Here is a 13,134-nt window from a genome sequence, read left to right as displayed (position 1 = left end):
ACCAAAGTCATCCATACAAAAAAGTTGATATAAAAAAAGCGCCTTGGCGCTTTTTTTATATCTGGAATTCACTTGAATAGCTGATTTGAATCACTGCACTTAGTTTACCGCAGTACTTTCAGTTGCAAGTTCAGCAGTTTCAGCCGACTCAGCAGTGACTTCATCAGAAGTTGCCGCATCAGATGGTTCAGCCGATTTCTGTTTTTTCTTGGCTTTTTGCGCTTTGTCCTTTTTCTCTGGGTCTTTTTTGTCCTTTTCTTTCTTGGACTTTTTCTTTTTCTTTGGCTCTTCTTCAATTTCAGCACCATCTTCAATGGCTTGCCAATACTCAAGTTGTTCCATCACTGCAGCGTAAATTGAACCTTTACTGTAACGTCCTTTTTTAGTGAGTTTACCCACAGGACGCGCCATTAAAATTTCTAAGGCTTGGTCAATGGTATCAATGGCGTGAATGTGGAACTGACCTTGTTCTACCGCTTCAATCACATCTTTACGCAACATAAGGTGCTGCATATTTTGACGTGGAATAATCACGCCTTGCTTGCCAGTTAAACCTTGCAGTTTGCAGGCATCAAAGAAACCTTCAATTTTTGCATTCACGCCACCAATTGGCTGTACTTGACCAAGTTGGTTCATGGAGCCTGTAATGGCCCAAGATTGGTCAATAGGTAGTTGGCTGATTGCAGAAATCAAAGCAGAAAGCTCTGCCACTGTTGCACTGTCACCATCAACCTGACCATAACTTTGCTCAAAGGCAAGGGCAGCAGAAAAATGTAAAATTTGCTCACGGCCAAAATGTGCTTTGAGGAAACTGGCCATCAACAACACGCCTTTGGCATGTAAAGAACCGCCAAGTTCAACACTGCGTTCAATATCTAAAATATCGCCGCCGCCTTGATAGACTGAGGCGGTTAAGCGCGAAGGTAAGCCAAACTCGACATCGGCATAGTGAATGACCGACAGGGCATTAATTTGCCCTAAACGATGTCCGCGAGTTTCTATTAACTGCGTACCGCGTGATAAATCTTGCCAGTACAGTTCTCTTAAATAGCCTAAGCGATATTTGCGATGATCCAGTGCGGTATTGATATGCTGTTCGGAAACCGTTTTATCGCCCGCCTGTGCCGCATGGTGATGCGATTCACGAATTAAATCCCCCAAGGTGAGGGCATGTAAGGAGAGTGAGCTTTGATCTTCAGCTTGACGGCTTGAGTCAGTCAGTAAAGCCGCCAAAGCAGAACGGTCAAACGGCAATAATTTGTCAGATTGCACATAGTCGGCAATCAGCTGCATATATGCCTGCTCGTTTTCGTCATTACGTTGTAATGTATCGGTAAAGTCGGCACGGATTTTAAACACGCTGCCAAGTTCGGGTTCTAGCTCTAAAATTTCATAATAAATTTCAGGCTCTGCCAGTAAAATCACTTTAATATTTAGTGGAATGGCTTGTGGTTCAATGGAAATGCTGCCTGTTAGCGTCAGCATGTGCTCCAAAGATGAAAGTTTTAATTGCCCCGATTTTAGAGCACGTTTCAGTCCTTGCCATGCATAAGGCTGTTCCAGTAATTGCTCTGCTTCGAGCATTAAAAAGCCGCCATTGGCTTTATGTAAGCTGCCTGCACGAATTAAGGTAAAGTCAGTGGTAATGGTGCCGTTTTGCGTGAGTTGTTCTACATGCCCCAATAAATTGTAATGGGTTGGAAAATCTTCAAAAATAACAGGTACACCGCTGTTGGGTTTGTGCGTCACAATAATATTGGCTTGGTAGCGCGCAGGAATACGGCTAAAGGTGCCAGGACGGAAATCATCTTCTTCCTGTTCTAAAACAAACTCGACATTATTAATAATATCTTCGGCATAGTATTGTAAATATTCAGTCAAACCTTCGACACTAGGATATTTATTTTGAATAATATCAATGCGTGGCATTACCACTTGTTTGGCAATATCACGGTTCAGGTCTTGTACTTTGTCACGTGCGTCATCTTCTAAATCGCCTAAATGCAAACCCAAACGCTCCAGTTTTTTATTCATATAACGAATATTGGACGCAATTTCTGCACGGGTTTTGCTGTCCAAGGCGTTAATATCTTCCTTAGACATTTCCTGCATTTTGTCATTTTTCAGATGCACGGGTACAAAGCAATGTTCATCTTCCTGCGCAATCAGTTTTAAATCGAGTTCTTCACCTTCACTGGTCAGCTCAATTAAGGCTTGTTGCTGTTCATCACCCGCTTGCTGACGAATCATTTCAATGCGGTTGTGATAGGTTTCTGCGGTAAAGCGACGTTCGAGTTGCTTTAAAATAGTTTGCCAAGTTTGATGTAACAAACTTTGAAATTTAGGCGCTTGACCTGCAGGCAGTTGCAAGGCAATCGGTTGGCGCGGGTGTTTGAAATTATTGACATAAACCCAGTCATTCGGTGTGGGCATGCTCTTGGCATGTTGCTGCAGCAAACGCTTGACCATGGTACGTTTGCCCAATCCCGCCGTACCCACTGCAAAAATATTGTAGCCAGAATATGGCAGGGAAATACCTGCTTCCACCGAAGCGCGTGCCCGATCTTGTCCTAAAAAATTATTCAGCGGTTTAATGCGTCGGGTCGAAGCGGGAATGTTATCGTAATTTGGAATATGGGTTAGTTGTGTTGCTTTGAGTCGTGTATTTTCTAAAGTCGTTTGTATTTCGCTTTGTTCAAAGGCAGAGCTGAGAAGCGGTTGTTGTTCATCTTGCGCTGCTGTTGTTGTGTTGGTTGTCATTGATGGGGTGATTTGATCAAGTCTTTGGGTCACTGTAGAAATCCAAAACGAAATATTGCAGTTAGAAGTTTAAAGGTATACAGGTTTAAGCGGAAAATTCAAGCTAAGCCGTAATTTTTACTACAAAATGACAAGGCTGTTGTGGATAATTTCATAAATACTGTTGAAACAGAAGCTATTCCGCGATTGAATAACAACAATTTGACTTGATAGAAAATAATAATCGAATGACCACACAACAGACTGGGCAAACTTCAGCACAAAATACAGGGTGGAAAGCTGCATTTACGGCATTTTTAGACCGTCGTGCGCTGATTATGCTGTTTTTGGGCTTCTCTGCAGGTATTCCAATTTTACTGATTTTTTCCAGTCTATCTTTGTGGTTGGGCGAAGCAGGCATTGACAAAAGTGCGGTCACTTTCTTTAGTTGGGCTGCCTTGGGTTATTCCTTTAAATTTGTCTGGGCACCATTAATTGATGAATTACCCGTACCCTATTTAACCAAAAAACTGGGGCGACGTCGGGCATGGCTGCTCATCGCCCAATGTTTAATTGTTTGTGCAATTGCGGTGATGGCATTTTCTGACCCAGCTTTGGGACAGGCGCATTTATATCAAATGGCATTGGGTGCAGTATTACTGGGCTTTTCTGCAGCCACGCAAGATATTGTGATTGATGCTTACCGTATCGAACTGGCTGAAACTCAAATGCAAACCGTGTTGGCATCGACCTATAACGCGGGCTATCGCATTGGGATGATTGTCGCAGGGGCAGGTGCTTTATTTTTGGCAGCCTCGTTAGGTACAGCCAAAGGCAACTATATTTATAGTGCATGGAAAATTACCTATTTGGCGATGGCTGCGGTGATGCTGATTGGCATTATCACGACTTTGGTGATTCGTGAGCCGCAAGTGAATCGGGTCAGCAAGCATTATCAACGACGCGACTATTTTCGTCTGGTGACAGTGTTTTTTGTTGCGGTATTCAGTTTTGTATTGTGCTACGTCTTTTCGGGTAATTTTACCGAAGCCTTAAAACAACAATTCCAACTCAAAGATGCATTTTTATTATTTTCTATAGAAGCTTTACGTTTTATTGCATCGGGTGCGGCTGCTGTAGGCATGGGCACAATTTTGGTCAAATTGGGCGCAGTCAATAAACAGATGGCATTTGAAACATGGGTGCATCCTGTTGCAGATTTCTTTAAACGCTACGGCATGAAACTGGCACTGGTGTTATTACTCTTGATTGGTTTTTATCGAGTTTCAGACATTATTGCAGGTGTAATTTCCAATGTGTTCTATCAGGATTTGAACTTTAGCAAAGAACAAATTGCCGAAGCGGTTAAGGTTTATGGGGTCATTTTCAGTTTAGTGGGTGGCTTCTTGGGCGGTTTACTGGCACAGCGTATGAACATTATGAAATTAATGTTTGTTGGCGCGGTGTTGGCATCATCCACCAATCTTATTTTTATTGGTCTGGTGAAGTCAGGACAGCAACTGAGCGATGTGCAAGTTTCTGTGGGGCAGCAACAATATCAAACCCAGGCCGATGAAGTTGGATATTGGAAAGTGGCTGTGCCTAGTCAGGTTTTAGCAACACAGGATGAAATTCAGGTACGTGCGCAATACCAAACGGGCGATACGCCGTCACGTTTAGTGTCGATGCCGTATTTGCACCAAACTGAGATTGAAACTGCACAACTCCAGTTTTTACCACTGACTTCGGATAATCGTATTAGCGAAAATGAAGCCAGCAACAGTATTGTCGTACGTGGGCAATATGCAGGGCCTGCCTTAACCGAACAGCAAAAAATTGTACTGCAGCTAGATGGTCAAAATTTTGATGCAAAACTAGATGCACAAGGAATTTTTACGGCAGCGATTGCAGGGCAGCTTTTGGCAGACTCACCAAGTAAACAACTGCAAGCTGTATTATTAAATGGACAGCAAACTGTACAACAACACAGCCAAACCTATCAGGTCGATTTAAACACACATGAAGGCAATGCCTTGGATGTAGATATACAACCTTTGCCGATCGTTCAATCATCTTCAAACAATATGGTTGAAATTCAGGGCAAGGTGATTAAGCCATATAGCACAGCATGGTTATATTTTGCGATTATTGTCGATAACTTGGCTTCAGGTTTAGCGGGCGCGGCTTTTATCGCATTTTTATCCAGTTTAACCAGTGTGTCATTTACTGCTGTGCAATATGCAATTTTTAGCTCACTCATGACCTTGACTCCTAAGATTTTAGGTGGTTATTCAGGTACTATAGTGACCAATATTGGTTATCCAAACTTTTTCCTCATGACCACATTAATTGGAATCCCTATTTTAATTTTAGTGGTGTGGGTGGCGAAATTGTTACGTGACCATCAACACATACAAGCAAAACCGATTGAACAAAAGGATGAATGACATGCGCATGCTGCATACCATGTTACGTGTAGGTAATTTAGAGCAATCATTAAAATTTTATACAGAAGTTTTAGGCATGACTTTGCTGCGTAAGCGTGATTATGAAGAAGGTCGTTTTACCCTTGCTTTTGTAGGCTATGGCGATGAAGAAAATCACACCGTTTTAGAGTTGACGCATAACTGGGATACAGACAGCTATGATTTGGGCAATGGCTATGGTCATATCGCAATTGCGGTAGAAGATGCCTACAAAGCATGTGAAGAAATTAAAGCGCGTGGTGGCAATGTGGTACGTGAAGCAGGGCCAATGAAAGGTGGCGTGACTGTCATTGCTTTTGTTGAAGACCCAGATGGTTATAAAGTTGAATTGATTCAGCAAGATCAGAACGCACGTAATAACTAAGTCTTCATCAGTGAAGCAGTAAAAACCAAACCTTTATGGCGCAATAAACTGAATGTTGTTCAGTATTCATTTTGAAAATATTGAACATCGCCTGAAAATGCTCGCTTTTTGAATATTGCTCAGTAATATACCTTTATCGAAAGGTAAAAATTGCTGGGCTTTTTTGCAACAGTAAAAGAATATACAGGATGTGTTTATGTTGAAGTTATTGGCATTGGATCGCTTTACCATTCTTTTGTTTGTGATGGTCATCCTCGCCAGTGTCGTGCCTGTGTCAGGGCAAGCAGCCGAAGTTTTTAGTGTGATTACGACAGTTGCCATTGCAATCTTATTCTTTTTGCATGGGGCGAAATTATCACGTGAAGCTGTCATTCAGGGCATGATGCATTGGAAATTGCATGCGTTGGTATTTACTTTTACCTTTGCGTTATTCCCAATTTTAGGTTTGCTGGCAAAGCCAATTCTAGTGCCAATGCTCGGGCAGGAGCTGTATTGGGGCTTTTTGTTCATGTGCTTTTTGCCTTCAACCGTGCAATCTTCAATTGCCTTTACGTCAGTGGCAAAAGGCAATGTTGCCAGCGCAGTCTGCAGTGCGTCATTCTCTAATTTAATTGGGATGTTTATTACCCCAGTTTTAGTAGGCATCTTTATTTTAGGGCAGTCTGAACACGGTTTTGACCCGACAAATTCGATTATTCAAATTACTTTATTGTTATTGGTGCCATTTATTTTGGGGCAGTTATTACGTCCTTATGTTTTTCCTCAGATGTTGAAATTACCAAAGCTGGTCAAGGTATTTGATCAGGGTTCGATTTTGATGGTGGTTTATGGTGCATTTAGTGGGGCAGTGGTAGCAGGATTGTGGCATCAAGTTAGTGGTATGACTTTATTGCTGTTGATTATTGCTTGTTCCGTGTTATTGACCCTTGTGATGTGGTTGGCGTGGGTTGTGCCGCAATGGTTGGGTTTTGCACGTGAAGACCAAATTGCCGCATTTTTTTGTAGCTCCAAAAAAACCTTAGCCAGTGGTGTACCGATGGCGCAAATTTTATTTATTGGGCAGCCGTTGGGGATGATTGTTTTACCGATCATGATTTTCCATCAAATTCAGTTGATGGTGTGCGGTGTGATAGCCAATTATCTCGAAAAGCAGCCCGATTCGACTGAACCTCAGGAATTAAATTCCTAAGAATAATTAGCTTTAAAATATTTTATTCCGTATAATATTGCCCAACTTGTTGTGCTTAGCTCTGACGGTATCCGTCTCGGTGGGCCAAAAGAATGGTCTGTTGTGGTGTTGGTCTGCTTTTAAAGCATGTCCTCATTTTTTTAATGAGAGTGACCAATTGCGATGACAGCTTAAGCCTTCTTAAATCTTAGGAGTAATCGACGATGCGCGCCGATATTCACCCAAAATATGAAAAATTAGTTGCAACTTGTTCTTGCGGTAACGTAATCGAAACTCGTTCAGCAGTTGGTAAAGAAACTCTTTATCTTGACGTATGTTCTGCATGCCACCCGTTCTACACTGGTAAGCAAAAGAACGTTGACACTGGCGGTCGTATCGACAAGTTCAAACAACGTTTTGCTGGTATGTCACGTTCTATCAAACGTTAATATCCAGTACGAAAAAAACGGGCAATTGCCCGTTTTTTTGTGCCTTAAATTTTAGGGTCTACAAATAGACCCTAATGCACAAGACCTTATTGGTCTTGCACATCAATTAAATGATCGAGTTTTTTCTGGAAATAATCACCCTGAATAAAGCGCGCATCGACATTCCACGCATTCGCAAACAGGTTCATATCATTTAAGTCACGCAATAACACTTCTACAGGTTTAATTTCACTATAAATGCTCAATTTTTCCTGTAATTCTTGCGTCGAGTCATCAGCAGCCAGTTTTTCAGTCAGTGCACTGTGCAAGGTCAAGTAGTGAATATCGACTTGTTTCAAGATAGATTCACTATAAATCGAATGACCAAAATCACGCAGAGAAATTTCAGCGCCGTGCTGACGTAATAAACTGATTTGTTTCTGCGCATCACCTAAGTTTTGGCTGATGTCTTCTTCAGAGAATTGCAAAATTAATGGATGGCTGAGGCGGCTACCAATAATCGTTATCAGTTTAGACACAAACTCAGGGAAGCTGCGGTCTTGTAATAAAACAAATTTGTTTAAATTGATAATCAGCTTCGCTTCAGGATATTGGGTGATGAAGTTGTGCAATTGTTTACAAGCTTCGACCAAAATCCAACGATCCAGTTTAATGGATAATTCTGGGTCTTCAGCCAAATCTATTAAGCCTGTCAGTGATTTCCATTCACTATTGAAAATAAAGCCACTAGTTACTTCATAGGTATATAAATTGGTGTCTTGCTTATCATAAAGTTGTTGATACTTCAGATGAATTTCACCACGATCAAGACTTTGACGTATCGCTGCAATAATCGCAGATTCACTATACGATTGTGGTACAGCTGCAGCAGATTCAATTACATTTAAGTTAGATTCACCAAAGGACAAGTCTAAGGTTAAACCTGAGTTATGTTGTTCTTGCTGTTGTGGTAATGCGTTGGCAAAACCTTGGCTAATCAGTTGCTCAAAACTGCTTTCATTTTGAATGTCTGGAGTGAATGGCACATAACCAATACGCAAATTAAGTGGGTAAGTATGTTGATCTACCGTAAGTAATTGCGGTTTCGTGAGTGAATTTAAGCCAATCAGTTTCGATTCTAAAATTGCAGGCGATTCTGCTTGGAACAAACCAACCACTAAACCATTACTCACATTAAATAATGGTACATTGGTCTGTTCTTTTAAAAAATTTTGAATGTTGGTAAAGTAATTTTTTGTGGTTTGCCAGTCGGCTTGGAAAATTGATTCAGGACAGTTCGCCAAAGAAAACACCACCAAAGCATTGGCACTAGAAGGCTGTTTGGCTAAAGTGCGATTTACCAATTGGTATGTGCTTGGTTTTGCCGCTGCTTTGTCTGCTGTCGTTTGAGCAGGGGATGTATTTTGCGCCGTATTTTCAATATCTATGGTGATTTGTATGGCGTCGTCAGCTGCTCCAACAAATTCAATTTTGAGCGGGTTTTGTTTTGCTAATAGCGGGTTTTGGCTATGAATATCAAAACGGCCATGTTCAAATTGTCCTTGACTGACTTTCTTAAAGCGGAATTTAAAATCTGTAATATCTTGCGGTTGCAATAAATCCAATAATGGCAAGCCAATAAGGTCATCTTCACTTTTTAAACCAAATAGCTGTAAATATTCAGCATTGGCTTGTGCATGAATTCCTTCCTGAATAATGGCTACTGCTTTGCTACTGTCTTCGACCAACGCCTGAGCTTGTGATTGCGCATTTTCCAGTTCAGTCATAAGTTGTTCTTGTGACTGCTGTAAGCGACTAAAAGACAGTGCGCGAATTAAGCCAAAATAGAAGCGTTCGGGGTAATCTAAATTGATAATGTCATAGATGCCTTTGCGCACATAACTGGTGTATTGCGTGGCATCGTAATCGTCTGGTTTGAGCAAAAGTAGCGGTAAATTTGGTTGCTGTGATGCACGAATTAAAGTGAGTGCCTGATCGACTTTTAGGTCATAAGCACGACCAAAGATCACCAAATCCCAAGTTAAATGTAATTGTTTTTCAAAGTTTTTAATGTCATCTAATAGATAAGCCTGAACACGGTGCTCATTTGCAGTGAGTTGTTCACAAATTTGATTAAAACGTATTTGGTTGTCATCGATTATGAGTAAACGTGTTTCGGTACGTTTGAGCTTTTTAGACAATAATGGATTTCTCACTTTAATGCTTCCCATAAATCGTGATTTTTAACTTCATTCACTTGTTTCTGAATAAAACCATCAAGTAAAGGCTGTTGTTGGTCATTCAACAACTCAAAATCAAAGCGCATAAAGCTTTGGGTAATCAATAACGGCTTAATTAAGAACACTTTTAGTTCTTCTTCACCTAAACGTAGCTGTACGGTTTGTTTGTCACGTAATAATTGCAGACTTGGCAAAATCAATGAGGTATTGACTTCATTGACCTGCGTACTTTGTACCAATAATGCTGGATGATAATGTCCTGTATGCCGATCTGTTTTAACAAAAACAGCACAAGGGTAAATATCTTGGGTTAAAATTTCCAAGCCAAGTTCTAAGCTTTTTTCAGCAGATTGTTTAATCCAGCGAATGACACCACCACGCCACGGACTTTGGCTATTTTCCTGAACCAGAATAAATTCACCTGTTTTAAGGTTTTTCGGTGTTTCACCCGTCCATTTAATACGATAGCCGTTGACACTAATATCTAAAACATCGGCATTGTAAATTTGTTTGGCTTCACGGTCTAAGGTTTTAACAGCGCTAATATCTACCGTAGAGTTGGTATGCATGGCATTGATAAACTGGCTTTCATTCTGGAATTGGTAGTTATCGCCCAAAGCCAGCGTTTCATTGAAGTTTTTACCATTAGACAGATAAAAATGTGCCACAGTCAAACCAAAGCAAATTTTAATCCGTGCCGAATATTCATAACGCTCATGCACACGTTCTGCTGTATTGGTCAAAATATTGTGCAAATGGAAATGCAAAGCAGGGGTTAAGAATAGCTTTTCATTGCGTGATAAATGTTCACCTTTACGACCTTGAACTTCATTTAAATGATCGAGTAGGGGTTGAGTTGCAATAAAAATATTGGCATGAAAACCTTGGCTTTGGTGCGTATTGTAAATAGGTGGATGATCTTTGCTTGCATCGACCACATAACGTGAAAGCGTCGTTTCTTTGGGTAAAACTTGAATCAGTTTTGCCCAATCAAAGCTACAGAGATATAAGCCTTGAATTTCTGCAGGTCGAATTTGATGGGTATTGAAAATTTCCAATAAAATCAGCTGTGCATAGGCTTGAGCAATATTAATCAGTTGATGTTGTGTGCCTTGTAACTGATTAATATTATTTAAATAATAATGTTGTTGAATGGCTGTATCTAAAAGTTGGTGTGCAATTAACCACTGATTTGGCAAGGCGTGGCTATAAAGCATGTGTTGTTGATAGCGCAGTAGAGCTAATTGTTGTAAAGCATAATAGCTAGATAGAACTCGTGCAGTTTGTAAGTTCTTTTTTAAATTAAAGGCAAATAAAGAAAATTTTTGTTGGGTGAGTTGTTGGTGGCTACGTCGGGAAATATTAATATAGACTTTGGCGAAATGACTGCGTAATAACAGCGCGAGTTCAATAATATGATCGTTGCGGTCATTACTAATCAAAGCCTGGTTGAAAAAATGCTTTTCCAGACTGGTAAGCACATTTTCAAGTGTCGGATGAATAGCTTGAATTAAGTCAAAACGTAATGTTTCCTGACATTTCAGTTCTGAAATTTCTAAAAGTGCATTAAATAGAGCTTGGGAAGAATCACCCAATTGTAAAATGGATAAATCCGCTGCCCATGCCTGAATGCTTTTAACCGTATTTTGACAAAAACTCAATTGCTCCAGCTTTAGTTCGCTGGGAACTAGAAAAAGATCTGAAGTATTCATATTCATGATTGTTATTTAACTCAATAAGTTGAAACCCCAAAAAGCGGTGTCTTGTTTTTTTCGCCCGCAATTTCCCTAACGAGTTTAGGAACTAAATAGCCGGGTAAGTTCGCTAAAAGCTCTTTATAGATGTGATCAATGTCTTGCGGCATTAAATCAAAATGATGCGCTCCTTTTACTTTATCTAACACGTGTAAATAGTAAGGCATCACCCCTGCATCAAAAAGACGATAGCTTAAATCGACCAAGACCTGAGCAGAATTATTGACCCCATTTAATAAGACTGCTTGATTCAGAACGGTGATGTTTTGTTCGACTAACTTGGCAAGTTGCGAACAGGTAAAGTCATCTAATTCTGATGCGTGGTTCGAGTGTACCACTAGAATAATACGCAGCCTACTATTTTTTAGTAAGGAAATCAGCGATTCATCGACACGGTTGGGAATAACAATCGGAACTCGTGAATGAATTCTCAAAAATTTTATTTGCGGAATAGACGCCAATCGCTCAATCCAGATATTTAATTTACGATTTGACAAAGTGAGCGGGTCGCCACCACTTAAAATCACTTCATTAATATCGGGCTGACTTTCAATGTAATTACGGATATTGTCCCAGTCTTCAGTTTTTGGCAGATTTTCCTGATAAGGAAAGTGCCTGCGGAAACAATAACGACAATGTACTGCGCAAGCACCAGTCAAGGTCAGCAAAAAGCGTGATTTATATTTGTGTAAGACTCCAGATTGTTGATTGGCTTGTTCCTCACCCAAAGGGTCGGTCACAAATCCAGGATGATCTTCCAGTTCTAAATGATGCGGCAGAACCTGTAACAGTAAAGGATCGAGTGGATTGCCTTTTTGCATTTTGGCCACAAATGCACGCGGGATACGCAATTTAAACTGATTGGATGCCAGTAAAGCACCTGACAGCAACTGCTGTTCAGACAGCTCTAAAATATTTAACAATTCGCGTGGGTCGGTGATCAAGTCACTGAGTTGAGATTGCCAGTTTTGTTCTTGGTACAGGTAGTTGATCATGCCAGAAAAGATTTAAATATGAGGTGAAAGGAACCAAGTACACATCTATTTAGCGTAGATGAATTCTTTGTTCATTGAGCGTGAATGCCGCGAATGATTAATCGCTTTGAATCAGAATCATTACAAAACAGCTGATTTTACCGATATCTTGAGGTGATCGGTAGTGGATTTTCATTGCTTCGTTATGGCTTGCTCATTTACAATACGTCCGATGAAAAAAGATGTTGCAAGATGGCGAGCATCGCAAAGCTGCGTTGGTCATTTGCTTTGTAACATAAATAGTTAAGTTAGTCAGTTTGGAGTGTGCCAGTCATGGCCTATTATTCTACGAATGATTTCAAGTCAGGCCTTAAGGTTATGCTTGATGGTAACCCATGTTCAATCATGGAAAATGAATATGTAAAGCCAGGTAAAGGTCAAGCGTTTAACCGCGTAAAACTTCGTAACCTTCGTTCTGGTAAAGTTTTAGAAAAAACATTTAAGTCTGGTGATTCACTAGAAGCAGCTGACATTGTAGAAGTAGAAATGGAATACCTCTACAACGATGGCGAAATGTGGAACTTCATGGATCCTGTATCTTTTGAGCAAATTGCTGCTGACAAAACCGCAATGGGCGATGCTGCAAAATGGTTAAAAGATGATTCAAACGAAAAATGTACCATTATGTTGTTTAACGGTGTGCCTTTAACTGTAAACGCACCAAACTTCGTGGTATTAAAAATTGTCGAAACTGATCCGGGTGTACGTGGCGATACTTCTGGTGGTGGCGGTAAACCAGCGAAATTAGAAACAGGTGCAGTGGTACGTGTTCCTTTATTCGTACAGCAAGAAGAAAGCGTTCGTGTAGATACACGTACAGGTGAATACCTAGAACGCGCATAATGATTTATTGATAAATCATAAGTAAAAGAGGGGGATGATTCGCGTCATCCCCCTTTTTTGTTGATTTGATTATGTGGT

At 40.5% G+C, this 13,134-nt stretch carries 9 protein-coding genes; 5 read left to right on the top strand and 4 right to left on the bottom strand.

From position 1 onward, the window contains the following. Window positions 1–99 precede the first annotated feature (99 nt). Complete coding sequence (locus E0H79_RS05945) at window positions 100–2,793, bottom strand: Lon protease family protein (protein WP_131261142.1); 2,694 nt, start codon at window positions 2,791–2,793, stop codon at window positions 100–102. A gap of 194 nt (window positions 2,794–2,987) precedes the next feature. Here E0H79_RS05945 and E0H79_RS05940 point away from each other — a divergent pair, with 194 nt between their 5' ends. The 4 genes from E0H79_RS05940 (at window position 2,988) to rpmE (ending at window position 7,206) form a co-directional block, all read left to right on the top strand. Next, window positions 2,988–5,186, top strand: a complete 2,199-nt coding sequence (locus tag E0H79_RS05940; RefSeq protein WP_096901072.1) for an AmpG family muropeptide MFS transporter — start codon at window positions 2,988–2,990, stop codon at window positions 5,184–5,186. Between the two features lies 1 nt (window position 5,187). Next, the gene (gloA, locus tag E0H79_RS05935) at window positions 5,188–5,589 is read left to right on the top strand and encodes a lactoylglutathione lyase (protein WP_213064880.1); all 402 of its coding nucleotides are present in this window, start codon (window positions 5,188–5,190) and stop codon (window positions 5,587–5,589) included. A gap of 190 nt (window positions 5,590–5,779) precedes the next feature. After that, entirely contained in the window at window positions 5,780–6,778 is a 999-nt protein-coding gene (locus tag E0H79_RS05930) for a bile acid:sodium symporter family protein (protein WP_171062555.1), read from the top strand. A gap of 203 nt (window positions 6,779–6,981) precedes the next feature. Further along, window positions 6,982–7,206, top strand: coding sequence for a 50S ribosomal protein L31 (gene rpmE, locus E0H79_RS05925; protein WP_004971624.1), 225 nt, complete (start codon window positions 6,982–6,984; stop codon window positions 7,204–7,206). An 86-nt stretch (window positions 7,207–7,292) separates the two neighbouring features. On the opposite strand, the gene E0H79_RS05920 is transcribed toward rpmE, so the two are convergent. Genes E0H79_RS05920 through epmB form a run of 3 tightly spaced genes read right to left on the bottom strand, consistent with a single transcriptional unit; the run spans window position 7,293 to window position 12,174 of the window. Further along, window positions 7,293–9,416: an EAL domain-containing protein gene (locus E0H79_RS05920; RefSeq protein ID WP_131261141.1), complete on the bottom strand. Its 2,124-nt coding sequence runs from the start codon at window positions 9,414–9,416 to the stop codon at window positions 7,293–7,295. After that, window positions 9,398–11,143 carry a hypothetical protein gene (locus E0H79_RS05915; protein WP_004971620.1) on the bottom strand — a complete coding sequence of 582 codons (1,746 nt, stop codon included), beginning with the start codon at window positions 11,141–11,143 and terminating at the stop codon, window positions 9,398–9,400. The genes E0H79_RS05920 and E0H79_RS05915 overlap by 19 nt, the downstream gene beginning before the upstream one ends. Before the next feature lie 14 nt (window positions 11,144–11,157). Further along, on the bottom strand, window positions 11,158–12,174 hold the full coding sequence (epmB, locus tag E0H79_RS05910; protein ID WP_131261140.1) for an EF-P beta-lysylation protein EpmB: 1,017 nt from the start codon (window positions 12,172–12,174) through the stop codon (window positions 11,158–11,160). 312 nt (window positions 12,175–12,486) lie between these two features. Between epmB and efp the strand changes: the two genes are divergently transcribed. Further along, a complete protein-coding gene (efp, locus tag E0H79_RS05905; RefSeq protein WP_004971615.1) occupies window positions 12,487–13,056 on the top strand; it encodes an elongation factor P in 570 nt (189 codons plus the stop codon). The last annotated feature ends 78 nt before the right edge of the window (window positions 13,057–13,134 follow it).

Source organism: Acinetobacter sp. ANC 5045 (assembly GCF_004331005.1).
GTDB lineage: Bacteria > Pseudomonadota > Gammaproteobacteria > Pseudomonadales > Moraxellaceae > Acinetobacter > Acinetobacter towneri.
This window is presented reverse-complemented; position numbering and strand designations above follow the sequence as displayed.